We start from the raw sequence: 24432 nt of genomic DNA, 5'->3' as shown, positions 1-24432 counted from the left end.
GGGGTGGAACCTGTTAAGGCCACCAAGCGGGACACGTTAAGATTGCTTGGTACGGTAGGGGAGCCAATTAATCCGGAAGCATGGTTGTGGTATCACCGGGAGGTAGGGGGAGGCCGGTGCCCTATTGTGGATACATGGTGGCAGACGGAAACCGGTGGCATTTTAATAACACCGCTTCCGGGGGCAACAGCGCTTAAACCTGGGTCGGCGACCCGTCCTTTTTTTGGTGTGAGACCTTTATTGGTAGATGCGGAAGGTAAGGAGATTACTGGTGCGGGGTCCGGCAATTTATGTATTGCTGAGAGTTGGCCTGGGCAGATGCGCACGGTTTATGGTGATCATCAGAGGTTTGCGGATACGTATTTTAGCGCTTATCCCGGGCGTTATTTTACAGGTGATGGGTGCAGGCGGGATGATGATGGGTATTACTGGATTACTGGCCGGGTAGATGATGTGTTGAATGTTTCCGGTCATCGCATGGGCACGGCGGAAGTTGAAAGTGCTCTTGTGGCCCATGAAAAAGTAGCAGAAGCGGCTGTTGTGGGTTATCCCCACGACATAAAAGGTCAGGGCATTTATGCTTATGTCACCCTGAATGCAGGCTGTGTGCCTGATGATGAATTACACAAGGCGCTGGTGTTGTGGGTGCGAGAGAAAATTGGGCCTATTGCCGCCCCTGATAAGCTTCAATGGGCACCCGGATTACCTAAAACCCGTTCCGGAAAAATCATGCGGCGTATTTTGCGTAAAATCGCCGAGGATGATTTCTCTAATTTAGGCGACATATCTACTCTTGCTGAGCCGGCAGTAGTGGATGATTTAATTGTGAACAGACAAAATCGTAGCGACTAGAGAGAGTGATTAAAAATCACTGGCAATGCCTTTGCGCTCCCAATCCCCATAGTGGGTAGGTTCCGGTCCTGTAGGGCCGCCGGTTTCTTTGTCTGTGAGGGTTGTGGTCTTGGAACGGGCTCGCTCTTGTGCTTCTTGCAGCGCTCGCTGGGCTACTGCGGACAGATGGCGCTTGTAGTTTGGTGTATTATCCATGGCGGTTATCTTATCGTTGGCGGTCTCAGGCCGTCTTTATACTACATCCTGAGGGGAGCCTGAAGATAATATGACAGAAGCTGGACAAGCCACCCGCCTTGCTGCCGTCAAATTGGTGCATCATGTTTTGGCGCAGCGCAAACCTCTGGATGGTGAGGCGTTTGGTCTCATAACCCGCTCTCTGGAAAGGCGCGATAGAGGTCATGCCCGCGCTATAGCGCTTACCGTCTTACGGCGCAAAGGGCAGTTAGATGCGCTTCTTGATGTTTTTATAAAAAAACCTCTGGGTCAGCGGCAGGCTTTAGTGATTAGCATTTTGCGGGTAGCGCTTGCCCAGATTTTATTTTTGAACACTGCTCCCCATGCCGCTGTTAATTTAGCAGTAGTCCATGCTGCTGCTCATCCCCGCACACGACCGTGGAAGGGGTTGGTCAACGCTGTGCTTCGGGCTGCCGTTCGTGAAGGGCCGGAACTTATAATTGAGCAAGATGAAGCTACTCTCAATACCCCGGACTGGCTTATGGCCAGTTGGGCCCGTGCGTATGGTGAAACTGCCTCCCGTGCTATAGCACAAGCCCATCTTGAAGAGCCGCCTTTAGATCTTACCGTAAAACCATCTTCATCGTTCCCGGTCGCATCTTTACCGGAAGGTGTGCAGTTGGGTTCAACTTTGCGTCTTTCCCGCAGGGGAGTGGTAGAGGCGTTGCCGGGTTATAATGAAGGGGCGTGGTGGGTGCAAGATGCCGCCGCCGCCATAGCAATCTCTCTTATGGGGTCGGTTGCAGGGCAGCAAATCTTCGATTTGTGCGCCGCCCCCGGTGGCAAGACGGCGCAACTGGCCGCTTTAGGTGCCCATGTGACAGCCGTTGATGTTTCGGCCCGGCGTCTTGAGCTGTTGGCAACTAATCTTTCTCGTCTCTGCCTTGAGGCGCAGCTGGTAATGGCAGATGCGGAACAATGGCAACCGGACACACCGCCCAAACAAGCTAGTGCCGTGTTGTTGGACGCTCCTTGTAGCGCCACCGGAACTATGCGGCGGCATCCGGATATTGCGTGGCTCAAACAGCCTGACGATGTAACAACTATGGCAGCTCTGCAACGACGTCTACTAGACCATGCGGCGACTCTAACCGCTCCCGGAGGTGTGTTGTTGTATTGCGTGTGTTCTTTGCAACCGGAGGAGGGAGAGTATCAGGCGGCAGACTTTTTATCTCGCCAGCCTCAGTTTCAGCGTCACCCTGTCAAAATTACCGACATTAATATCACGGGTCTTGGGGAGGTGCTAATTTCACCGCAGGGCGATGTACGGAGCTTGCCTTGTCATCTGACAGACCAGGGCGGTATGGATGGTTTTTTTGTGGCACGGTTTAGGCGCGACTTGGTTTTGTGATAACTCATTTTGTGGTGACCTTAGTAGCCGTAGCGTTTATATTCAAAAAGAGATAATGAAAAAGAGAGGTTGCTGATGGGCGCTTTGATTTGGCTGGCGTCTTATCCTAAATCCGGCAATACGTGGGTACGGGCCTTTTTGCACAATTTTTTGCGGGATACAGGTAGGCCTGCAGATATCAATGAACTAGACAAGTTTTGCTTAGGGGAGTCGCATGCCGCTTGGTACCAACGCCATTTGGACCGCCCTCTGATAGAGGCCAGTGAGGAAGATATCGCACGTATTAGGCCTTTGGGGCAGGCAGATTTCACTCAGGCCTTTCCGGATTCCGTTTTTGTCAAAACTCACAATTATTTGGGCGAATGGCACGGAGTTCCACTCCACAATATGGATGTAACAACGGGAGCCATTTATGTAGTGCGTAATCCGCTGGATGTGGTGTTGTCTATGACTCATCATTTTAATTTGGATATTGACGGTGCCATTGACCGTCTTGGTAATGAAGGTTCAAGTACGGAGGCTACGTTGGAACATATTCCGGAAATGCATGCGTCATGGTCTACCCATGTCAAAAGCTGGACAGCTCATACCCATGCCGGACTCTTGGTGATGCGCTACGAGGATATGCTGGAAAAGCCCCGCAAACACTTTCGGCGGTTGGTAAGTTTTCTAGGGATTAATCCACCAAAAGCTCGCCTTGAGCGGGCCATTCATCATTCATCATTTAAGTCTCTTCAAAAACAAGAGAAAGAGCACTCTTTTAAGGAGCGCTCCGAATATGCAGAGGCATTTTTTCGTAGTGGAACCCATAGCCAGTGGCGGAAGCATCTTTCAAAGGCTCAGGTGCAGCGTATTGTTAGCGAGCATTATGAGCAGATGAAGCGGTTTGGTTATATTCCGCGTGGGTATGAGAATGTCTCTTCGGCGTGAGAGCGCTGATGGCAGCAAAGCCTGTAGCTCCGGAAGGCTTTAATCTTTTCATTGTACTGGGAGTCATGCCTCCCAGCGCATAAACAGGTATGGAGAGTGTACGTGCAAGAGCTGCAAAACGCACTGGCCCTAAAGGATGAGCATCGGGGTGACTATCAGTAGCAAAAGCAGGGGAGAGCAAAGTTGCATCAATCCTCAAACCCCGGATAGCACGAACGGCGGCAGCATCATGAACGGACGCCGTTATGAGCCAACGGGGGGGATGAAACATCTTTAAAGGCATGCAGGATAGTTTCCATTGCGGCCAGTGAAGGCCTGCCGCCTGTACCGATAAAGCTAAAGAGGGGTCAGCGGCTACAATAAACACAAGGCCTTGCTTGTGACACAGCGCGGATAATTCCTGTGCTAGCTCGGCACGGTGGGGGTCATTATAGTGACGCAAAATGACACCGCCTCTTGATCTCCCCCTTGGGTATTTTGTTTCAAGGGCGCGTATGCTTTCTCGTGGGTCGCCGCCTCTGGCTTCATCTGTGAGGAGAAAAAAATCTGGTAATCTTGGTTTATGCATTATGCTTTTTATTCATCTCTTAACTATGAGAGGTCAAACGGGCCATGAGGTATTAAACGGAAATGATAACCCAATGAACGATAATAACTACGAAATAGATGAGAAATTGGGGGAAATATACCACCGCATGGAAGCAGCTGCTCTCAGAGGTGGGTACGACCCCCAGAAGTGCACGTTGATGGCTGTCACCAAGAGTTTTGAGAGAGCGGTCATAAGTGAGGTCCTTGCTGCCGGCCACTCTTTGTTCGGAGAAAACAGAGTGCAAGAAGCGATAAGCAAATGGCCGGCGCTGAAAGAGAAATATCAAGCATGTGAAGTTCATCTTATAGGGCCCTTGCAAACCAATAAGGCACGTCAGGCGGTGGACATGTTTGATGGGATACAAACATTGGATAGAGAAAAACTGGCCCGCGTTCTGGCGGACATACAAGAAGAGGGCGCGATTCTACCGCGCTTGTTTGTTCAGGTGAACACGGGTGAAGAACCACAAAAATCTGGCGTTGAGCCTCGTAAGGCTGATGAGTTTATTGAGACGTGCCGCAGGCGTTACGGGCTTACTATTGCAGGGTTGATGTGCGTACCTCCCGTTAATGAAGAACCGGCCCTTCATTTTGCGCTTCTGAAAAAAATTGCTAACCGCAATGGTATAACCGAATTAAGCATGGGAATGAGCCATGATTTTGAAACTGCCGTTGAAATGGGAGCCACTATCATAAGAGTGGGCAGTGCTATTTTCGGCTTCCGTTCCGGTTATGAATAATGATACGGCTGTGTACGCTAAGATGGGGCAGTAACAACAGAAGCGCCTCACGGCTGAGAGCGACGCATCCTTCTGTGGGCGTTAAATCCTCTCCGGCTATGTGAAGAAAAATAGCACTCCCTGCCTCGCTCACAATCGGGTCATCGTTGTAGCCTATAATGACTGCCACATCATAAAGCTCATCAGCACGCCACATGGTTTCTGTAGATGCCGGATAAGGCAGGCGCACTGGTTTATTGTAGTGCTCATCTCGAGGGGCATCACACCAGCCCTGATGAGGGTCAATAAAAGAGCACGGTAAGCCGGTGGAAATTGTTTCTATGCGGTCTTGCCTCACCCACACATGGCGCAAGGGCCAACAGCCGGTAGGGGTTGCTCCGTCCCCTTCTTGCTTTACTTGGGTAACACCGTTGCGTCCCAGAGCGCAGAGCCACTCCCTGCCGGATGCGGTCAATATGCCTTGATGTGGAATGGTGGCATGGGGGGTGACAATGAGGTCCATGGGGCGTTTTATCATGTCTTTTGCCGCTCTGAACTCTTGCTTTACGGTGCATAGAGGGGTAGGCAAGAGGGTGGAGGTTCTAATATGGCCCGCAAACAGGCGAAAAAATGCCCGGATCATCCGCCAGACCCGTTTGAAAATCTGCTTCGTTCTGGCCTAGCGCGCCAGAATGAGGGTGATTTTTCCGGTGCGCATAAGATTTATCGGCAGGTTTTGGCAGCTAATCCAAACCATGCTGATGCTCTCCATCTGGATGGGCTGGTAGCTCTCAAAGCGGGTCAGTTGGGGGCGGCGGCAGACTTGATTCGCCGTGCCATCATCATTAAGCCCAAAGAGGCGTTGTTTTATATGAACCTTGGTAATGTGTTGCGGCATCAGGGAGAGGGCGTTGCGGCTTTATCTTATTATGAGCAATCTTGCCGATTAGCACCGGAGAATCCTGGTGGTTTTTTTAATCGCGCGACTTTGCTACAGGATATGGGGCGTATGGAAGAAGCGCTGGCGGACCTTGAAACTGCCGCTGGCCTTGATTCCTCTCATGGTGATGTTGGTGTTGCCAAAGCGGAGGTGCTGATAAGTCTGGGCCGTGGGGATGAGGCTATAGCCGTTTATGAAACGGTTTTGGCAAACGCACCGGAGCATCTGGCTGCCCGCATTGGCCTTGCTGAAAGTCTGGAACGCCTGTCCCGGTTAGAGGCTGCTATGGGCCATGTTGAGCGGGCTTTGGCGTTAGCGCCGGATCATCCGCGTCTTGTGTGTCTTTGGGCTATCATTCGCCGTCGCCAGGGGGAGCCGGAATCTGCTCTGGAGAGACTTACCACTGTCAAAACCGAGGGACTCATTCCCCCTCAGGCACGTATGGTTCACGCTGAGCTAGGAAGATTATATGATCGGCTGGAGCAACCGGAACAGGCATTTAAACATTTCACCGCTCAAAACAGCACAGTGCGCCAATCTTTGGCGGGTATGCCTGTCAACAAGGCGGTTTATCTGGATCGCGTAACCGCACTACGAGCTATGTTTAATACTGACGCTCCACTGGACTGGCCTGCTCTTTCTGACCCTGAACCATGGGGAGCCTATCCGCCGGTATTTCTTGTAGGATTTCCGCGTTCCGGCACCACATTGCTGGATCAGGTTTTGGATAGTCATAGAGACATTCGAGTGCTGGAGGAGAGGCCGGTTTTAATTCCGGTGCGTGATGCTCTTGAATCTCTTCCCGGCGGATATCCCGGATCTTTGGTAACACTAACGGCAGAGATGCGTGATGAACTTCGCCAACAATACCGCAGCGGCCTTGCCAAAGAACTGGACGTATCAGAAGAACATGTAGCTGCTCAACCGGTCATTAACAAACTACCCTTGAACATTATCCATGCTGGCCTTGTGCATCGGGTGTTTCCGGAGGCCCGCTTTATTCTGGCGTTGCGTCACCCGTGTGATACGGTTTTGAGTTGTTTTATGCAGGACTTCGCAGTCAATAATGCTATGGTCAATTTCCTTGATTTGGCTGACAGTGTGCACTTATATGATGAGGTTATGAGCTTGTGGAAATCTTATAGGGTCCATTTTCCCCTTGCAGTTCATGAGGTGAAATATGAGGCGTTGGTTTCTGATTTTGATACTGAAGTAACGGCTACTCTTGATTTTTTAGGTGTTGAGTTTGATAGCGCCGTAAGAGATTTTGCGGGTCATGCGCGGCAACGCACAATCCGCACCCCGTCTTATCAACAGGTATCTGAAGATCTTTATGGTCGTGCTGTTTTCAGGTGGAAACGGTATCAGGGGAAAATAGACCCCTATATGGAGACCCTTAACCCTTATATTAACCATTTTGGCTATGATGGGTGAGGTGTATCATTTATGAGTTGTTCCAAAAACAGAATAACGGTCTTATTATGATAACAGCTGAGTGACTTGGATAGATGGTGAAGAATGAGTACAATTACGAAAATACTTCTTGTTGATGATGATGAGGCTTTGCGTGAGTCTCTATTGGACCAATTCGGTCTGCATGATGAGTTTGAGATTGTAACGGCCATTAGTGCATCAGAAGCGCTGGAAGTCGTACAAAGTGAAGTTCCGGGCCTTGTCCTGCTGGATGTAGGATTGCCCGATATGGATGGACGCGAGACGTGTCGTTTGATGCGCAAGGTGGGTGTTTCGGCACCGATTATTATGCTGACTGGTGCTGACTCTGATTCTGATACTATTTTGGGACTACAGGCCGGAGCCAATGATTACGTCACCAAGCCGTTTCGTTTTGGCGTATTACTGGCGCGTGTTCGTGCCCATTTGCGCCAACACGAGCAAAGCGAAGATGCCGTTTTTCGGATTGGCCCCTATACGTTTCAACCCAGCGCCAAGGTGCTGGTCAAAGAAGAAGACCAGAGCGCTCGTATTCGGTTAACCGAGAAAGAAACCTCCATCCTCAAATTTCTGTATCGGGCCGGAGAGAAACCGGTGGCTCGTGAGGTCTTGCTTCATGAAGTCTGGGGCTACAATTCAGGCGTGACAACCCACACGCTGGAAACCCATATTTATCGCTTGCGGCAGAAGATAGAGGTGGACCCTTCTAACGCCCAACTTCTGGTGACAGAATCAGGTGGTGGATACAAACTGGTTCCCTAAACGGCCTTTATCTATGAAGTTGCCGGATTGCTGAGCAAACCGGCGTGGGCAAAATGGGTAAGAACGGGGGCATGGTCCGAAGCTTTGACCCATCCTCTGGCGTTTTTTAGAACCTTGACGGAACTCACACAGGTTTTTAATGGGGGCGTCACCCATATATGGTCTAATCGGCGGCCTCTGTCAGAGGTTTTCCAGTCTTGTGCCCGATAACTCCACCACGTATAGAGTTTTTTATCTTCAGGCGTAAAATGGCGCATAACATCAACCCATGAGCGGGTTTGGCGCAATGTTTCTAACCGTGTGGTTTCTTCCGGCGTGTGACTAACAACACGTAATAGGGCTTTATGATTCCAGACGTCATGCTCCAAAGGGGCTATGTTCAGATCACCCGTTAAAATCATATGTTTGTTACTCTGCCTGCTACGCGCTGCAAACCATGTTGTCATATCATCTAAATAGGCAAGTTTAGTGGCAAATTTATCGTTGATTGTCGAGTCAGGAGTATCACCCCCTGCGGGTACGTAAAAATTATGAACAGTGCAAGGACCGTGCATACCCGCAAAAAGAACAGCAATATGACGTGCTTCTATGGTGCCTCCGAAACATTCACTGAAACTTCGCACAAAAGGAAGTCGGCTTATGATGGCCACCCCGTGATAAGCTTTTTGGCCATTTAGAGCGATGTGGGGATAGCCCAGAGCCTTAAATACCTCAAGGGGAAACTGCTCGCTGGTGCATTTGATTTCCTGAAGGCAAATAACATCGGGGGTGTGAGCCTTGATGAGTCGTTGCATCAAAGGCATCCGCAGGCGGACGGAATTGATATTCCATGTCAAAAGAGAGAGCGACCCGGAGGTTGTGATTTTGTGATCTGTGGGGGTGCGTGTCATTAACCTTGGCTTTTTTGGAGTCTGGTTTTTTATGGTTCGGGGTGATTGTGAAAGATTGACCTCAAAAGAACCTTCAAACCCGCCCAAAAACTCTGCTCCGGGAACCATAGACCCCGCCGGGTGTGGTGTCGGCGGGGTCTGGTTTGTGCGTTTTTCCGCACTGCACCGGGAGGGGAGGACCGGTGTCATACGCGACACACACACGGTCCGGGAAACGTCAGGGGAGGGTAATGGTTTTTCCCAGCGCGTGTATCGCTGTTGGCCTAGATATAGGTCACCCCATGGGGCATTGCAAGATTCGCGTTATCAACAAACCGTGAAGGGTCATGAAAATAGTGTTAGTTTTCAGGGAAATATTCTCCCTCTACCCCCTCTGCAGGGGGCATGGAGTGTGTGTACTGAATAGCCTTATAGGCTCAATTCCAGAGACGTAATCTTCGTTATCGAGGGCGGCGAAAGCGCTCTAGTCGCCCGCCACTTTCATCTACAGTAAACAGAACAGGTGGGGCGGGGATGTCAAATACAAGATCAGACAGAGTAATGTGTGTGCGTTGATTACGGGCGTCTGTCACAATCCATTGTCGGAGTTCTGTTATCTGGTTGTCAAAAATAAGGGTGATGGTGCCCGGGATCTGGTTGTTGGGATCGGCAAGGGTTATGGAAACAAAGCCGTTCTCTTGCATGAGCGCCACAATGGATGCAACGCGCTCAAGGTCAATCGTGCCGGAAGACAGAATAGGTCTTAACGGCGTTAGACCTAAAGGATAACGCTGGGCAGGGCCATAACCGTCCTCTTGAATAATTAGCCATGTGCCATCGGATACTACTAAAAGCGTTTCAGGGGTAGTGTATTCAAAGCGGAAGCGCGCAGGACGTCTCAGATAAATTTTCCCCTTAGTAGTGCGCCCTTGGGGGTCAATCTGCGTGAAATTGCCCTCAAGATGTGTGAAACTGTTGAAGTATTGGCTGATACGTCCGACAAGTGCTTTGTCTTGTGGGGTGAGAGAGAAGGTATTACTTTGAGCGAAAGCCGGAACCGATAGGAATAATCCCGCCATGGTTACGGTTAGTGTTAGGCGGAACAAAAAAGTGAAAAAATGAAAAAAGGGACTATTCATAAAAATGACGTATAGCACATTGTATAGGGTATATGCATTAACGCATTGCGCAGGCTACGTGTGTTTAGGATTCACCTTGCTCTGGCGCTAGAACCTCTCGCTTGCCCGCATGGTTAGGCCCGCTGACGACCCCTTGCTCTTCCATGCTTTCTACGAGCCGGGCGGCACGATTATATCCAATCTGAAGGCGGCGCTGGAGATAACTTGTGGAAACCCGACGATCACGGATAACAACGGCAACGGCTTGGTCATAAAGGCTCTCATCGGTACTGGGTGTATTTCCTCCCTCATTTATCATGACCTCATCGCTGTCTTCAGATGCTGAAGTAACACTTTCTAAATAGTCCGGTGCGCCCTGCTTTTTCAAGAAATTAACCACTTTCTCCACTTCATTGTCAGAAACGAAAGGCCCGTGAACACGGGTCAGCCGTCCACCCCCTGCCATATAAAGCATATCGCCTTGCCCCAGCAATTGCTCGGCTCCTTGCTCACCCAGAATGGTGCGACTGTCAATTTTAGAGGTCACTTGAAACGAGATACGCGTGGGAAAATTAGCCTTAATCGTGCCCGTGATAACATCAACTGAAGGACGCTGGGTTGCGGTAATAATATGCAGACCCGCTGCGCGGGCCATCTGTGCCAGACGTTGAACGGCAGCTTCTATGTCCCGTCCGGCGACCATCATCAGGTCAGCCATTTCATCTACCACAATGACAATATAGGGCATGGAGGTAAGAACAATCTCCTCTTCTTCATAGATAGGTTGTCCCGTCTCTCGGTCAAAGCCGGTTTGCACAGAACGGCGGAAGACCTCACCCTCACCTAGTTCAGCCACCCGGGCATTGTAGCTCTCCATATTGCGCACCCCGATGCGCGACATTTTGCGGTAGCGCTCTTCCATCTCCCGTACCGCCCACTTCAAAGCAACAACGGCCTTTTTGGGCTCGGTGACTACCGGCGTTAATAGATGAGGAATATTGTCATAGACGGACAATTCCAGCATTTTGGGGTCGATCATTATCAACCGGCATTGGGTAGGGGTCAGTCGGTATAGAATCGATAAAATCATAGTGTTAATGCCCACCGATTTGCCTGAACCTGTCGTACCGGCAATCAATAGATGAGGCATATGGGCAAGGTCAGCAATGACAGGATGACCATCGATAGTTTTGCCTAGAGTTAAGGCTAGTTGTAAGTTTGTTTTTTCATAATCGGCGCATCCTAAAAGTTCTCGAAGATAAACTGTCTCCCGGCGAGAGTTGGGGAGTTCAATGCCAATCACATTGCGCCCCGGCACCACAGCTACCCGCGCAGAGATAACACTCATGGAGCGGGCGATGTCATCGGCCAGCCCTATCACGCGGGAAGCTTTAATACCGGCGGCGGGCTCCAGTTCATAAAGCGTGACAACTGGGCCGGGCCGTACGCCGATAATATCGCCCTTAACGCCAAAATCATGGAGTACTGATTCCAGAAGCCGGGCATTTTGCTCTAAAGCTTCTTCTGAGATAAGCCCTGTGTGCGAGATGATTTTAGGGGCGGTTAGAAGGTTAAGGGAAGGCAACTGATAAGATGAATTGCCATCAAAGAGAAAATTTGGCTGGGCTTCTCGGGTGGCCCTGCGGCCCGGCTTAACGGGCGTACGGGGTCGTTTTACACGTTCCGGTTCAACATAAGAAGAGGGGGAGGTTATCGGCGGTTCGCGAAGAGTATTTGGAGAATTTGAAAAATCCGCATCCTTCGGATGGTCCCCCCTGCGGGTCAGACGGTCTAGGATACCGGCAAATGAGTCACTAAGGCGATACCAAAAGATGCGCCACCGTCCGGGTTCTAAGTCGGGCCGTCTGGAAGATATTGGATTACTTTTCGGGCCTCTCCTGAAGCGGGGCCATTTTTCAGCGCCGACATCAATAAGCCGGGCTATGCCCTCAGAAACTGAGCCCCACGTGGTGTGCAGGACAAACGGGCTGCCCCATAGGCTGATGCTCGCGGCCATCACGGCAACAAAGATAGAAAGAGTTCGGTCAAGGCCTGCCGGTGTTAAAAAAGATAAATCCAGAAGAGATAGGGGCGGGTAAATCACATCTTCCACAAGAATGTTCGTACTGAAGTAACCGACGAAGCCTCCAAGGCCCGTGGTAAGAGGCCACAGGCCGGGAGTGGGGAGTTGCTCAAAAGCAAGGGCCGTACTAACAAAGACTACCAACATAACGGGGACACGCCACAAAGCACCGGGGGGTGTGCGGTGACACAGGATGAGCCACCCCCAGCGCATCAACACAAGAGGTAACAAAAATGCCGCCAGACCCAATATGTGAAACGAAGCATCAGCCATCCACGCACCATGGTTTCCAAGCCAGTTAAGGGCATCGTGGGAAGTGGCGCGGTTAAAACTGGGGTCGGTGCTGTTCCAGGATATAAGGGCGGCCAGCCCTGCTAACCCTGTGCCGATGAGGATAAGTCCTGCGCCTTCTTGCATGCGGGCGCGCAGAAAATGCGCCACCTTTCCCGATGGGCGCATAAGGGGGGGGGATGTGCGTTTGGATCTCCCGGATTTCACGAATCACCTCGCCGGTTGTGCCGGATGACTTGTTTTTGCCCCCTTTACAGGGTTTGCGCAAGTCGGGTGAGGGCTTCGGCGGTGGTTTTCTCGTCATGAACAAGGGCTACCCGAATATAGGAAGCTCCCGGATTACCACCGGAGACGGTAGGATCATCTTGTGAAAGATAGCGTCCCGGTAAGACACGTACGCCCGCCTGTGTCCAAAGAGTGCGGGCGGCGTGTTCACCATCGCCTACATCCAGCCACAGAAAAAATCCACCTGAAGGGCGGTAAAACCCGAATCGGTTACCGATAATGCGTTCGGCGCAGTCCAGATTGGCTCGGTAGCGTTCGCGGTTTTCCTGAGGGCATGTCTCATCGGCCCAGACTCGGGCAGAGGCTGACAGCGCCGGTAGAGGCATCTGGGGGCTGCCCAGTAGCCGCAACGAACGAAAACGTTGCATAAGTTTGATGTCGCCCGCGCAAAATCCTGAGCGCAGACCTGCCAGATTGGAACGTTTGGACAATGAGTGAAAAATTAAAAGATTATCCAATGATCCGCTTTGGATTGCAGCGTCCAAAGCGCCGGGTGGCGGGTCGGTGTCATATATCTCGGCGTAGCATTCATCCACCACCAGAGTGAAATCATACTGCCGTGCAGCTTGAAGAAGGTTTGAGAGGTAGTCAAAGGAAGCCACAGAGCCTTGTGGATTAACAGGCGTACACAAATAAACCAACCTCGTGCGGGATAAAGTTTCTTCGGGCAGACCTGTAAAGTCGGGTAGAAAATTGTTCTCTGCCGGAGCCGGAACATAGATAACCTCAGCCCGCACCGCTACAGCTGCCGCTCCATAGGGTTGGTAGAAAGGGTTGGGAATGAGTACCACCGGCCGAGGGTCCGGAGAGGGTGTGGGGGGAATGGCGACTTGAGCTACTAAAAACAAAGCCTCCCGTGTCCCGCATACCGGCATGATTTGTGTGTCAGGGTCAATCAGCGCATCCGAGCCTTCATAGCGCCGTGCAAGCCATGCGTGTACGGCTTTGCGAAACTCATCTGTGCCGTTAACGGGAGGATAGGGGCGGTAATCGGCATCCCCGGCTCCCATAACCTCGGCCACAAAAGAGGGCGGGGCAAATTGCGGCTCTCCTATGGCAAGGTCAAGGGGGTCGGTGCCCGGCTTCAGGTCTTTTAGCAGGTCACGAAGACGGGCAAAGGCCGACCCCGGCCAAAGAACATCATCTGTGCTCCGGGGTTGTTTCGTCATTATGGTCGTATACCGGCCTCCGGATTAGCATCAACACGGTGAATAGATTGATCCGCACCGGCATATTCTTGTCCGGGGTTCAGGCGAATACCAATAAAGAAGCGCAAAGTGCCATACAGCACATAGCCGGTAATAAAGGCGTAAGCGGCTCCCATCGCACTGCCCACAATTTGTGAGCGCAGTGAGACCTCACCCAGTCCGCCTAAAAGTTCCTGCCCGAATATACCGGCTGCCACGCCACCCCATACGCCGCACAGGCCATGAAGAGGCCATACGCCGAGCACATCGTCAATGCGCCAGCGGTTTTGACACCGCTCAAAAAAGAATACGAACAAAGCACCCGCTATGCCGCCGGTCACGAGGGCTCCGAGGGGATGCATAATGTCTGAACCGGCGCACACGGCGACCAGACCCGCAAGGGCACCGTTATGAATAAAGCCCGCATCGTTGCGTCCTACAATAAGAGAGCAAATTATGCCGCCTGCCATGGCCAACAAAGAGTTTAAGGCGACCAGTCCGGAGATACCCTCAAGAGAGTTCGCCGTCATGACATTGAAGCCAAACCATCCGATACACAACAGCCATGACCCCAGCGACAACCACGGTATGCTTGACGGTGGAATACCGACAATAGATCCATCTCTTTGGTAGCGCCCAAGGCGCGGACCCAAAAGAAGGACAGCGCTAAGAGCCAGCCAGCCACCAATACCATGAACGACCACTGAACCTGCAAAGTCACGGAAGGGGAAACCAAAGGTGGCCTCAAGCCAGTCCTGTATTCCATGATTGCCGTTCCACACGATGCCCTCAAAGAGCGGATAGACGAGCCCCACCAGCACCACAACCGCTGTGACCTGTGGCCAGAAGCGGGCCCGCTCTGCAATACCGCCGGAGATAATCGCCGGTATGGCGGCTGCAAAAGTAGCCAGAAAAAAGAATTTGACCAGATCTAATCCCTGAGGGGCGAACTCAACACCCGGGGCTGTAGAACTGCCATCCAGAATGGCAGCCGCATAGAAGAAATGAGCCCCATAAGCAACGAAATAGCCAATAATAAAGTACGTCACCGTTGATACGGCGAAATCCGCGAGGATTTTCACCAAAGCGTTCACCTGATTTTTGTGGCGAACAGTTCCCACCTCAAGAAAAGCAAAGCCCGCATGCATGGCGAAAACCAAAATGGCCCCCGTTAACACAAAAAATACGTCGGCGCCTATTTGGATGTCATTCATGATCTGTCTTTATCCTTTTTGATTTTCAGTTATTTTTTTGATCGTTATCTCACGATTGGATCGCTGTTTCATGATATGCGTATTGCGCCTATTTTAGGCATAAAGTAGGCGGGGGAGGGGGTAAGGTGGTTTACAGATAAGGTGGGTTACAAAACGGCGGCTCCCTTTTCTCCGGTGCGCACCCGCACCGCTTCGTCTATAGGCAATATGAAAATCTTGCCATCCCCTATCTGACCTGTCTGAACCGTACCCTGAATAGTGTCTAACACATCGTTTAGCCGGCTATCATCAACGGCAATCTCAAGCTTGAGCTTGGGGAGAAATGTAACTGTATATTCAGCGCCCCTGTAGGTTTCCGTATGACCCTTCTGGCGACCATAGCCGCGCACCTCACTTACAGTCATGCCGTGCACGTCAATATCGGCCAGTGCATCGCGGACCTCATCCAGTTTGAACGGCTTGATGATGGCGATTACTAATTTCATGAGGAATCTCCTTGTGCAGATTCTTTTGTGTGGGAGTCTGTCCAGATTATACCATAAGGCGGTGATACACTAGATATTTTCTTGAAAAATAGGATGTTTTTATGGTGTACAGGGTTGTCTTGAAAGAGGGGGATGGTTTGCCGTAGGCTGAAGGGAATTACGGGGTGGATAATGAACGTACAGGGAGGGGTAGACAGAGAGGTAAGAGCAATGCCTGAGAGTGCAACAGCAAACAACCAGACGACATTAAAACCTCCGTCAAAGACTCCGATGACCGGAGTGGTGCTTCTGGCATTGATGGCGGGGGTATGGGTTGCCGGGGGTATAGACAGAGGTCTGGCGCAGGTATCGGAGGGGGCAGGGGCTATTGATGGTGCACGGATTATAGCAGCCGACAGTGAGCCGGAGAACTGGCTGGCCCATGGGCGCACGTATGATGAGCAACGGTTTTCGCCCCTTGACCAGATTACCGACGACAATGTGCAGGACTTAGGCCTGGCATGGTCTTATGAGACGGGCACGACACGCGGGCTGGAGGCGTCTCCCATTGTTGTCGATGGTACGCTTTATACCACCGGTACGTGGGGCATTGTTCAGGCGCTGAACGCGGCAACGGGTGAAGAGTTATGGGAATATGATCCGGAAGTCCCCGGCGAGTGGGCGCGCTACGGGTGTTGCGATGTGGTGAACCGCGGCGTGGCTGTCTGGAAGGGCCGTGTTTATGTCGCCAGTTTTGATGGCCGGTTGATCGCTCTGGACGCCGGAACAGGCAATGAGATATGGCAGGTCAATACGATTGACCGCAGCAAGCCTTATACCATCACCGGCGCTCCACGCATTATTAAGGATAAAATTATCATCGGTAACGGTGGTGCAGAGCTGGGCGTGCGGGGATATGTCTCTGCATACGATGTCGATAGCGGCGAGTTGGTATGGCGGTTTTATACGGTGCCGGGTAATCCTGACAAACCGTTTGAGCATCCGGAGCTTGTCATGGCCGCTGAAACATGGAAGGGCGGCAAATGGTGGGAGATTGGCGGTGGCGGCACGGCGTGGGACTCCATGGCCTATGATGCTGACCTGAACATGTTGTATGTGGGTGTGGGCAACGGGTCGCCGTGGACGCGTCATATCCGTTCTCCCGGTGGCGGGGATAATCTGTTTTTATCTTCCATTATTGCCCTTAACCCTGATACGGGCCGCCTGATCTGGCATTATCAGACAACACCGGGGGATAATTGGGATTACACGGCGACGCAGCATATTATTCTGGCGGATATGGAGATTGACGGGGAGCCCCGCAAGGTTTTGATGCAGGCGCCCAAGAATGGTTTTTTCTATGTCCTTGACCGTGAGACGGGTGAACTGTTGCGTGCCGATAAGTATGTAACGGTAACCTGGGCTTCTCATGTGGATATGCAAACCGGCAGACCGGTTGAAAATGAAGAGTTGAATTATGACAAGACAACGCAATTTATTTTGCCGTCTGCTAACGGTGGTCATAATTGGCAACCCATGGCGTATAATCCTGAAACGGGGCTGGTGTATATCCCGGCTCAGGAGGTAGCAGGCATTTATAACCTCAGTGAGGAATGGAAAGAACGCGGCACTTTCACTGAATCCCCCGGCTGGTGGAATTTGGGTCTGGACTGGGGCAAGTATGTAGAGACCATTAATGCTCTGCCGGAGCTACCCGTTAATAGCGGTTATCTGAAAGCGTGGGACCCGGTGGCGGGTCAGGAGCGCTGGGTTGTTGAGCATACTGACTTCTGGAACGGCGGTGTTTTGACGACATCAGGAAATCTGGTGTTTCAGGGTACGGGCGACGGCCGCTTTGTGGCCTATGCGGCGGATAGCGGCCAGATACTGTGGGAGGCTCCGGTGCTGACGGGCATTATTGCACCGCCGGTGACCTATATGGTGGACGGTGAGCAATATATTGCGATTATGGCCGGATGGGGCGGTGTCGGGGTTCCATCCGGTGATGCGCGTACGTCTGCGGCGGCGCGTTATGGCAATGATGGCCGCTTGCTGACATTCAAGTTGGGGGCGAAGGGGCGCTTGCCTGTGCTAACGGCGCTGGATACCACCATTCCTGAACAACCGGACGTCAATATAAGCGCCGACGCGCTGGCGGAAGGCGGAGTTTTATACATGAACTATTGCGGCCTGTGTCATGGAGCATTGGTGGTGAGTGGTGGTGTATTGCCGGATTTGCGGCGCATGTCTCCGGGGGTTCACGATCAGTTTTACGACATCGTATTAGACGGTCTCCTTAAAGATAACGGTATGGCCTCGTTTGGTGATTTGTTAAGCCGTGAGGATGCGGAAAAGATCTACGGTTATATTGTAACCCGTGCCACACAAGACAGGGCGGCGGCACTGGAGACAGAGAACTAGCGGCAGAGAACTAAAGAGTGTGGCAGGCAGTGTGATGCAAGACAGCGTTCTGGTAGCGGGTGCGGGTCCGGTAGGGCTGGCGTTGGCATTGGCGCTGGCGCAGCGGGACTTTGAGGTTGCTCTTATTGATCCCTCAATATCTGATGAAACTGCACCTGACTCGCGTGTTTTTGCATTAACGCCGGCCTCCCGGGACTTTTTACAAAAGCTTGGTCTTGAGCTTGGGGATTGCTCTCAGCCGGTTTTGCAAATGGCGATTGCAGATTGTCATGGTGAGGGGTGTGATGATGAGTTTGATATACGCTTCGGGCAGAGAGAGGGCGGAGAGGGTGAGGCTCTGGCGTTCACCGTAAAGTACGGGGATTTACGGGTAATACTGGAAAATTGTGTGAACCGTCAAAGCGGGATTAGCCTTTATGCCAACTCTCACATTGAGACGTTTGAGAGTGGGGATAGTGGCATAAGGGCGGCACTTACGGGGGATGTGTCTTTTGAGGGGGCGTTGTGTTGTGCGGCCGACGGGGCGCGGTCGGCGCGCCGCCGGGAGGCCGGCATCGCAACGGTTGAGCATCCATACAACCGCACCGGGCTCGGGGGTGTTTTAACGCATGAAAAACCTCATGAGGGGGTGGCGTATCAGTATTTTTTCCCGGCAGGACCGTTGGCCCTGTTGCCTTTACCGCCAGACGCGACGGCACTCCATCGTAGCGGGCTGGTATGGGTGGAAAAGCCGGATGTGGCGCATGCTTTGGCGCAATTTGACTCCCATGAACTGGGTCACGAGGTGCAACAACGTATCAATGACAACCTCGGAGAAATGCAGGGTGAGGGACCTCCCGGCCTGTGGCCGCTTTCTTTCAGGCTGGCTCTTGAGTATGTAAAGCCGCGTCTGGCGTTGGTAGGAGATGCCGCCCACGGCGTGCATCCTCTTGCCGGTCAGGGGTTCAATATGGGACTAAAAGACGTAGCGACCCTGGTGAATGTGCTGGAGGATGCCCGCCGTATAGGGCTTGATATCGGCAGCCTTAACGTTCTTGAGGGCTATCAGCGCCGCCGGCGGTTTGACAATACGGCGCTGGCCATGGGGCTGGACGGCCTGCATAAAGTTTTTGGGTGCCCCGGTTCCTTGCCCCGTTTTGTGCGCCGGCTGGGACTGTCGGTTCTGGATGAACTGACCCCTCTGCGGCAGTCTCTTGAAAGAGTGGCAGAACAATCAGGCCGGCGTATCGTCCAGTGAGCGGGCTTCCTCCGGCAACATAATCGGTATGCCGTCACGAATGGGATAGGCCAACCGCGCCTGATCGGAAATGAGTTCCTGAGCGTGCCGGTCATAGCGCAAAGGACCGCGTGTTACCGGACAGACGAGGATCTCCAGCAATTTGGGGGAAACCTCTCCTGTGGCGGGGGTGTCTTTTTTGTCTTTTACGTCTTTTTTGTCTTCTGTGGGGGGCATGGGTGTTTCCGTGTGTTTTTCCTGAATGTGCTTCTATTGAAGGCGTGTTTCCTGATCGTCATTTTGTGCCAACGCCATTTCCGTCAAGGCGATTAAAACCTGATTACGCTTCTCCAGTGACTCCGTTTCCAGAAGGGCCTGTTTTTCACGCGCCCCATAGGGGCAGATGGCCGATAAAGAATTTACGAGCTGCTCATTGGATGACTGGTTGATGGCTTGCCAGTCGGCCTGCATTTCATGGCGCGTCAACCATTTTTTAAGAACGGCGAGCAAACTGTCGCGGTCTACTACATCGGCACCATGGTCTTCTTTTAAGTCATGGGCAAATTGCTCGAAAGACATGCGGCATTGCCGGTAGGGAGTGTCTGTTTTTATTTCTTCTACGATCTCAAAACGGCATATACCGGTCAAAGACGCTAAAACCCGTCCGTCGTCAGTTTCTGAAAATGCCGTTATGCGGCCCACACAACCAACACTATAAAGCTCGGGACTATCGGCTTCATAGGAAGAATCATCTTTCTGCCCGGGGGTGTCGGCCTCTTTGGGCTGTATCATGCCAATCAGGCGGTTTCCGGCAAGGGCATCATCAATCATGGCAAGATAACGCGGCTCAAATATATTGAGCGGCAGTTGAGTGCGCGGCAACAACAACGCCCGGCCTAATGGAAAGACCGCCAGCGTGTCAGGTAAATCATCAAAAGTGGTTTTGCGGGCGTTTTGAGACATAATTTTGAGTCATGATTTAGCTAAATAAAATGGAAGACAGTTTGCGCCGCCCATCAACGGTGGCCGGGTCTGTTGGCCCCCATGCATCAAAAAACTCAAGAAGCTGCTTGCGGGCGGCCTCATCATTCCAGTTCCGGTTGCGTTCTATGATATGCAAAAGATGCTGTGCCGCCTCTTCTTTCCGTCCCGCACCGCCAAGAATAAGCGCTATATCGTGACGCGCCCCAAAGTCGTCAGGATTATCCGCTATCCGCGCCTCAAGAGCGGAGGACTCCCCCAGGTCACCGGATTTCTCCGCCAGAGCCGCGGCTGCCCGGGCGGCGGCAATATCAGGATGACTTGCTAAAGCCTCCGGTGCCATATCCAGTGTCTTGCGGGCACCCTCATTGTCTCCCATGGCCAGATAACACTGAGCCAGTCCGCCGATGGCGGCGGGGTTTTCCGGCTCCTGCTGGAGTGCCTGTCCATAGGCCTGAGCGGCGGCAGCCAGATCCTCTTGCTGAAGGGCGGCACCGGCTGCCTCAATAAGAGCTTCGGCAGGGGTTGGCCCAACATCACCGCCCGCAAGCTTAGAGATAAATTGCCGCACCTGACTTTCCGGCAGGGCTCCCATAAATCCGTCTACGGGGCGTCCGTTACGAAAGGCAAATACCGCCGGAATAGATTGAACCTGCAACTGCCGGGCAATAGCGGGATGGTCTTCGATGTTGAGTTTGACCAACCGGACGGCGCCATTTGCGGCGGATACGATTTTTTCCAGAACAGGCGTCAACTGGCGGCATGGCTCGCACCACGGAGCCCAGAAATCCACAATAACGGGAAGCTGCATTGAGGCCTCCATAACATCGGCGGCGAATTTTTCCGCCGTTGTCTCAATAATGAAACTGCCGTTCGGGGTGCTGCCCTGGGTGCCGTCAACGCCATTGCCCTGATTATGGAGAGAGTCTGTCATAAAATTGATACTTCCGCCGTTCCGTTGTTTTGCTTACTCTTTAATGTAGTATCTTACGGGCGTGACGTCATCCCCCCATTTGGGAGCTATTGTATAGTAAGTTCCATAATTTCCATACATGACGGGTAAGTTGTCGGGGAAATCAGGATTTGGGGCAGGGTCATGCAGCGGTACGATAACGATCAGATTCTCTACTCACCTTCGGACATGGCCACCTTCTTAGGATGCCACCATGCCAGCCTGCTTGATATGAAGGCGCTGGATGAGGACATGGAGACTACCGATGACAGCCCGATAAACCAGTTGCTACAGAGCAAAGGGCTGGAGCATGAGGTTGCCTGTCTCCGGTGTCTGAAGGATAAGGGCAATACCGTTGTTGACATCCCCAAAGACCTAAATTTGAAGGATAGGGCTAAACTGACGCTGGATGCCTTACAATCCGGCGCAGATGTGATTTATCAGGCCGTTTTCTTTGACACACCGTGGCGGGGGGATGCCGATTTTCTGATTAGATGCGACAGGCCTTCCCGCCTGGGCGATTTCAGCTATGAGGTGCTTGATACTAAACTGGCGCGGACGGTTGCCCCCAAACACATCATGCAACTGTGTGTCTATTCGGAGTTGCTGGCGAAATTGCAGGGCTTACGCCCGGCCAATATGCATCTGGTTTTAGGTAATCAGGAAAAGCGCAGCTTCCGGGTGGCCGACTTCTTCTATTACTACACCCGCACCAGGGGGCGTTTTGAAAATTATGTCCGGAACCTTACTGCCGATTCATATCCTGAGCCATGTAGCCATTGTACTTTTTGCAAGTGGCGTGACGGTTGTAAAATGCGGTGGGAGGAAGATGATCACTTAAGCCTTGTGGCAAATATCCGGCGCTCACAGATGAACAAACTGCGGGAGGCCGGTGTTCAAACGGTTGCCGCTCTGGCCGGCACAACCCCCGATGCCGTGATTCCCGACCTCAACGGCGATGTATTCCTACGCCTGCGTTCCCAGGCGGTCTTGCAGTGCCACAAAGCGAAGACAGGCGAGAACAAGTGCGAAATTATTTCATCTCCGCCGGACAAAGGCTTTGCCCGCATACCTATGCCGAATGATGGCGATCTGTTCTTCGATATGGAAGGCGACCCACTTTATCCTGATGGTCTGGAATATCTTATCGGGGTTTATTACGTCAAAGACGGAGAAAATCTATTCAATCCATTTTGGGCGCATGATCATAAAGAAGAGAAAAAATCTTTTGAGCGCTTTATGGGTTTTTTAGCCAATCATCTGGCCGGGTATCCGTCTGCCCATATTTATCACTACAACCACTATGAAACGACAGCGCTCAAGCGTCTGGCCTGCCGTTACGCGGTGTGTGAAGAACAACTGGACAATCTGCTCCGCAACCGGAAATTTATTGATCTGTATCAGGTTGTGCGTGAGAGCATTTGCACTTCCGAGCCGGGCTATTCACTCAAAAATTTAGAGGTTTTTTACATGGGTGAGCGCGACGGTGAGGTAACAACGGCAACTGACAGCATCATCGTCTATAACAAATGGCGCGAAACCGGTGCAGGCGAATTATTGCAGGAGATTGCCGATTATAACAGGGTGGATTGTGTTTCCACCCATTTGCTACGCGAATGGCTACTCACTCTCAGACCCGAAGATACGCCATGGTTCAAGGGGCAACCGGAAAAGTCCGGGGAAGAAAACCGGCAACGAAAAGATTGGGAAATAGAATACGAAAAATATAAGGCCCGCTTGGGAGTCACCAAGGATAATCCACCACCTCTTAATGAACGGCTGTCCCATTTGCTGGAATTTCATAACCGTGAAGCCAAGCCGCAATGGTGGAGCAGTTTTGAACGCCGGAATAAATTTGAAGACGAGCTAATTGATGACACCGAATGTCTTGGTGGATTGCAGCAGATGTGTGCTCCGGTACCTGAACAGCGCTCCCTTATTTACACCTACCGTTTTCCACCACAGGACTACAAGTTGACGGTCGGATCGCAACCCATTGTCGTTGAAACGATGGAAAGTGCCGGCACCATTGTTGATCTTGATGACGATGCGTGCATCGTCAAGATCAGGCGCGGAGCCTACAGAGACTCGCTGCCGAATAATCTTTCCATTGGCCCACCGGGCCCAATTAGCACCAGAGACATCCGTTCGGCCATTTACCGCTATGCAGATCATGTTCTGCAAGCCCCGGATGCCCCCCATGCTGCCACGGATTTACTGGCCCGCAATGCGCCGCGTATCCGGGGTAAACAGCCTGATGACGCTGTCATCACTACCGGCAATCTGCAAGACGGCGCACTGGAAGCCATTGTTGCATTAGATAACAGTTGCCTGTTTATCCAGGGTCCTCCGGGGGCGGGCAAGACCTACACCAGTAGCCATATCATTGTGGATCTAATGAAACGTGGCAAAAAAATCGGAGTTACCTCCAATTCTCACAAGGCCATTCATAATTTGCTGGAAAGAGTGGAAGATATTGCCGCCGAAAAAGGCGTACAGTTTTGTGGCGTCAAAAAAGCCACTGATGGCAATGATGAGACGTTCTTTAACAGGCAATTCATTCACTCAGAAACCAAAACCGAAGATATGGATCCTGATGCAGACCTGTTTGCCGGAACGGCATGGACCTTCGCCAATCCACATTTTAACGGGCATCTGGATTATTTGTTCATTGATGAGGCCGGGCAGGTTTCTACCGCTAACGTCGTGGCAATGGCGACCGCTACCAGAAACATCATTCTGGTGGGAGACCAGATGCAATTAGGACAACCCATTCAAGGCGTGCATCCGGGTGAAGCCGGATTGTCGGTGCTGGAGTTCCTGCTGGAGGGACGTTCCACCATTCCGGCCGAGCGTGGCGTCTTTCTGGATCAGACCCGGCGCATGAGACCCAGCATCTGCCGGTTTGTTTCCGATGCCTTTTACGATGGCCGTTTGACGGCCCGTGAAAGCACCGCCGGGCGCAGCCTGAATTTACAAAACGTTGACCTGCCCAATGAGGGTATTGTGGTCGTCCCGGCCGACCATGAAGGCTGCTCGCAAAAGAGCGTTGAAGAAGGCAAGATTATCCAAACCACATATCAAGCCTTACTCGGGCAGGAATTCACCGATGGTGATGGCAGTACACGCCCGATTACCGAGAATGATATGCTGGTGATCTCTCCATATAACGTACAGGTGAATTACCTGCGCTTCATCCTTCCGGGCAATGCCAGAGTTGGCACCATTGATAAGTTTCAGGGGCAGGAAGCGCCCATTGTGCTGATTTCAATGGTCACATCCGGTGCCGAAGACCTGCCCCGCCACGTTGAGTTTTTCTACAGCAGGAACCGTCTGAATGTTGCCCTCTCCCGTGCACAATGTCTGGCCGTCATGGTGGTCAATCCCAAACTGTTGGAAATCCCGTGTGGCAACATTGAGCAGATGAAACTGGTCAACACGTTCTGCCGGCTCGATGAGTATGCCAAATCCGGCATGAACAATTAAAAAAAGAGGTTTATATATTTAACCGGACGAGTCTATA

Annotated in this window: 21 protein-coding genes; 9 read left to right on the top strand and 12 right to left on the bottom strand. The window is 52.0% G+C overall.

Annotated features, from left to right (window positions below):
* Positions 1-852, top strand: an 852-nt coding sequence (locus tag V6Z81_04570; protein MEG9861762.1) for an AMP-binding protein, incomplete at its 5' end; no start/stop codon positions are given.
* A gap of 9 nt (positions 853-861) precedes the next feature.
* On the opposite strand, the gene V6Z81_04565 is transcribed toward V6Z81_04570, so the two are convergent.
* The gene (locus tag V6Z81_04565) at positions 862-1047 is read right to left on the bottom strand and encodes a succinate dehydrogenase assembly factor 4 (GenBank protein MEG9861761.1); all 186 of its coding nucleotides are present in this window, start codon (positions 1045-1047) and stop codon (positions 862-864) included.
* A gap of 70 nt (positions 1048-1117) precedes the next feature.
* Here V6Z81_04565 and V6Z81_04560 point away from each other — a divergent pair, with 70 nt between their 5' ends.
* Complete coding sequence (locus V6Z81_04560; protein ID MEG9861760.1) at positions 1118-2437, top strand: transcription antitermination factor NusB; 1320 nt, start codon at positions 1118-1120, stop codon at positions 2435-2437.
* A gap of 75 nt (positions 2438-2512) precedes the next feature.
* Positions 2513-3367 carry a sulfotransferase domain-containing protein gene (locus tag V6Z81_04555; protein MEG9861759.1) on the top strand — a complete coding sequence of 285 codons (855 nt, stop codon included), beginning with the start codon at positions 2513-2515 and terminating at the stop codon, positions 3365-3367.
* On the opposite strand, the gene V6Z81_04550 is transcribed toward V6Z81_04555, so the two are convergent.
* Positions 3294-3935 carry a thiamine phosphate synthase gene (locus V6Z81_04550; protein ID MEG9861758.1) on the bottom strand — a complete coding sequence of 214 codons (642 nt, stop codon included), beginning with the start codon at positions 3933-3935 and terminating at the stop codon, positions 3294-3296. The two genes, V6Z81_04555 and V6Z81_04550, sit on opposite strands and share 74 nt — an antisense overlap.
* A gap of 73 nt (positions 3936-4008) precedes the next feature.
* On the opposite strand from V6Z81_04550, the gene V6Z81_04545 reads away from it, so the two are divergent.
* The gene (locus tag V6Z81_04545) at positions 4009-4695 is read left to right on the top strand and encodes a YggS family pyridoxal phosphate-dependent enzyme (GenBank protein MEG9861757.1); all 687 of its coding nucleotides are present in this window, start codon (positions 4009-4011) and stop codon (positions 4693-4695) included.
* On the opposite strand, the gene V6Z81_04540 is transcribed toward V6Z81_04545, so the two are convergent.
* Positions 4664-5212: a L,D-transpeptidase family protein gene (locus V6Z81_04540; GenBank protein MEG9861756.1), complete on the bottom strand. Its 549-nt coding sequence runs from the start codon at positions 5210-5212 to the stop codon at positions 4664-4666. The two genes, V6Z81_04545 and V6Z81_04540, sit on opposite strands and share 32 nt — an antisense overlap.
* A gap of 69 nt (positions 5213-5281) precedes the next feature.
* Between V6Z81_04540 and V6Z81_04535 the strand changes: the two genes are divergently transcribed.
* A complete protein-coding gene (locus V6Z81_04535; GenBank protein ID MEG9861755.1) occupies positions 5282-7048 on the top strand; it encodes a sulfotransferase in 1767 nt (588 codons plus the stop codon).
* 84 nt (positions 7049-7132) lie between these two features.
* Positions 7133-7828 (top strand): response regulator transcription factor, encoded by a 696-nt coding sequence (locus V6Z81_04530; GenBank protein ID MEG9861754.1) that lies wholly within the window; start codon positions 7133-7135, stop codon positions 7826-7828.
* 11 nt (positions 7829-7839) lie between these two features.
* On the opposite strand, the gene xth is transcribed toward V6Z81_04530, so the two are convergent.
* The 6 genes from xth to V6Z81_04500 all read right to left on the bottom strand — a co-directional run bounded on the left by xth (position 7840) and on the right by V6Z81_04500 (position 15360).
* Positions 7840-8907: an exodeoxyribonuclease III gene (gene xth, locus V6Z81_04525; protein ID MEG9861753.1), complete on the bottom strand. Its 1068-nt coding sequence runs from the start codon at positions 8905-8907 to the stop codon at positions 7840-7842.
* A gap of 251 nt (positions 8908-9158) precedes the next feature.
* The gene (locus V6Z81_04520; GenBank protein ID MEG9861752.1) at positions 9159-9776 is read right to left on the bottom strand and encodes an outer membrane lipoprotein carrier protein LolA; all 618 of its coding nucleotides are present in this window, start codon (positions 9774-9776) and stop codon (positions 9159-9161) included.
* Between the two features lie 124 nt (positions 9777-9900).
* Complete coding sequence (locus V6Z81_04515) at positions 9901-12339, bottom strand: DNA translocase FtsK 4TM domain-containing protein (GenBank protein ID MEG9861751.1); 2439 nt, start codon at positions 12337-12339, stop codon at positions 9901-9903.
* A 101-nt stretch (positions 12340-12440) separates the two neighbouring features.
* Positions 12441-13643, bottom strand: a complete 1203-nt coding sequence (locus V6Z81_04510; GenBank protein MEG9861750.1) for an aminotransferase class I/II-fold pyridoxal phosphate-dependent enzyme — start codon at positions 13641-13643, stop codon at positions 12441-12443.
* Positions 13643-14875 carry an ammonium transporter gene (locus V6Z81_04505; protein MEG9861749.1) on the bottom strand — a complete coding sequence of 411 codons (1233 nt, stop codon included), beginning with the start codon at positions 14873-14875 and terminating at the stop codon, positions 13643-13645. The genes V6Z81_04510 and V6Z81_04505 overlap by 1 nt, the downstream gene beginning before the upstream one ends.
* Positions 14876-15021: 146 nt before the next feature.
* Positions 15022-15360, bottom strand: a complete 339-nt coding sequence (locus V6Z81_04500; protein ID MEG9861748.1) for a P-II family nitrogen regulator — start codon at positions 15358-15360, stop codon at positions 15022-15024.
* 210 nt (positions 15361-15570) lie between these two features.
* On the opposite strand from V6Z81_04500, the gene V6Z81_04495 reads away from it, so the two are divergent.
* A complete protein-coding gene (locus V6Z81_04495; GenBank protein ID MEG9861747.1) occupies positions 15571-17760 on the top strand; it encodes a PQQ-dependent dehydrogenase, methanol/ethanol family in 2190 nt (729 codons plus the stop codon).
* A gap of 19 nt (positions 17761-17779) precedes the next feature.
* Entirely contained in the window at positions 17780-18997 is a 1218-nt protein-coding gene (locus V6Z81_04490) for an FAD-dependent monooxygenase (protein ID MEG9861746.1), read from the top strand.
* Here V6Z81_04490 and V6Z81_04485 read toward each other — a convergent pair.
* Genes V6Z81_04485 through trxA form a run of 3 tightly spaced genes read right to left on the bottom strand, consistent with a single transcriptional unit; the run spans position 18974 to position 20891 of the window.
* Positions 18974-19213 carry a Trm112 family protein gene (locus V6Z81_04485; GenBank protein MEG9861745.1) on the bottom strand — a complete coding sequence of 80 codons (240 nt, stop codon included), beginning with the start codon at positions 19211-19213 and terminating at the stop codon, positions 18974-18976. The two genes, V6Z81_04490 and V6Z81_04485, sit on opposite strands and share 24 nt — an antisense overlap.
* 33 nt (positions 19214-19246) lie before the next feature.
* The gene (locus V6Z81_04480; protein MEG9861744.1) at positions 19247-19939 is read right to left on the bottom strand and encodes an LON peptidase substrate-binding domain-containing protein; all 693 of its coding nucleotides are present in this window, start codon (positions 19937-19939) and stop codon (positions 19247-19249) included.
* 16 nt (positions 19940-19955) lie between these two features.
* Positions 19956-20891 (bottom strand): thioredoxin, encoded by a 936-nt coding sequence (trxA, locus tag V6Z81_04475; protein ID MEG9861743.1) that lies wholly within the window; start codon positions 20889-20891, stop codon positions 19956-19958.
* 162 nt (positions 20892-21053) lie between these two features.
* Between trxA and V6Z81_04470 the strand changes: the two genes are divergently transcribed.
* On the top strand, positions 21054-24395 hold the full coding sequence (locus V6Z81_04470; protein MEG9861742.1) for a TM0106 family RecB-like putative nuclease: 3342 nt from the start codon (positions 21054-21056) through the stop codon (positions 24393-24395).
* Positions 24396-24432: the final 37 nt, after the last annotated feature.

It is taken from the genome of Parvularculales bacterium (assembly GCA_036881865.1).
GTDB lineage: Bacteria > Pseudomonadota > Alphaproteobacteria > JAPOUT01 > JBAJNM01 > JBAJNM01.
The sequence above is the reverse complement of the archived record's forward strand: the minus strand, read 5'-3'. Positions and strand labels throughout refer to the sequence as shown.

Excerpts from the sequence above, each read along its gene's own strand:
- V6Z81_04545 (MEG9861757.1), top strand. The coding sequence starts at position 4,009 with ATGAACGATAATAACTACGAAATAGATGAGAAATTGGGGGAAATATAC.
- V6Z81_04560 (MEG9861760.1), top strand. The coding sequence starts at position 1,118 with ATGACAGAAGCTGGACAAGCCACCCGCCTTGCTGCCGTCAAATTGGTG.
- V6Z81_04485 (MEG9861745.1), bottom strand. The coding sequence starts at position 19,213 with ATGCCCCCCACAGAAGACAAAAAAGACGTAAAAGACAAAAAAGACACC.
- V6Z81_04505 (MEG9861749.1), bottom strand. The coding sequence starts at position 14,875 with ATGAATGACATCCAAATAGGCGCCGACGTATTTTTTGTGTTAACGGGG.
- V6Z81_04550 (MEG9861758.1), bottom strand. The coding sequence starts at position 3,935 with ATGCATAAACCAAGATTACCAGATTTTTTTCTCCTCACAGATGAAGCC.
- V6Z81_04470 (MEG9861742.1), top strand. The coding sequence starts at position 21,054 with ATGCAGCGGTACGATAACGATCAGATTCTCTACTCACCTTCGGACATG.
- V6Z81_04495 (MEG9861747.1), top strand. The coding sequence starts at position 15,571 with ATGCCTGAGAGTGCAACAGCAAACAACCAGACGACATTAAAACCTCCG.
- xth (MEG9861753.1), bottom strand. The coding sequence starts at position 8,907 with ATGACACCGGTCCTCCCCTCCCGGTGCAGTGCGGAAAAACGCACAAAC.
- V6Z81_04530 (MEG9861754.1), top strand. The coding sequence starts at position 7,133 with ATGAGTACAATTACGAAAATACTTCTTGTTGATGATGATGAGGCTTTG.
- V6Z81_04540 (MEG9861756.1), bottom strand. The coding sequence starts at position 5,212 with ATGATAAAACGCCCCATGGACCTCATTGTCACCCCCCATGCCACCATT.
- V6Z81_04510 (MEG9861750.1), bottom strand. The coding sequence starts at position 13,643 with ATGACGAAACAACCCCGGAGCACAGATGATGTTCTTTGGCCGGGGTCG.
- V6Z81_04535 (MEG9861755.1), top strand. The coding sequence starts at position 5,282 with ATGGCCCGCAAACAGGCGAAAAAATGCCCGGATCATCCGCCAGACCCG.
- V6Z81_04500 (MEG9861748.1), bottom strand. The coding sequence starts at position 15,360 with ATGAAATTAGTAATCGCCATCATCAAGCCGTTCAAACTGGATGAGGTC.
- V6Z81_04480 (MEG9861744.1), bottom strand. The coding sequence starts at position 19,939 with ATGTCTCAAAACGCCCGCAAAACCACTTTTGATGATTTACCTGACACG.
- V6Z81_04520 (MEG9861752.1), bottom strand. The coding sequence starts at position 9,776 with ATGGCGGGATTATTCCTATCGGTTCCGGCTTTCGCTCAAAGTAATACC.
- V6Z81_04555 (MEG9861759.1), top strand. The coding sequence starts at position 2,513 with ATGGGCGCTTTGATTTGGCTGGCGTCTTATCCTAAATCCGGCAATACG.
- V6Z81_04565 (MEG9861761.1), bottom strand. The coding sequence starts at position 1,047 with ATGGATAATACACCAAACTACAAGCGCCATCTGTCCGCAGTAGCCCAG.
- trxA (MEG9861743.1), bottom strand. The coding sequence starts at position 20,891 with ATGACAGACTCTCTCCATAATCAGGGCAATGGCGTTGACGGCACCCAG.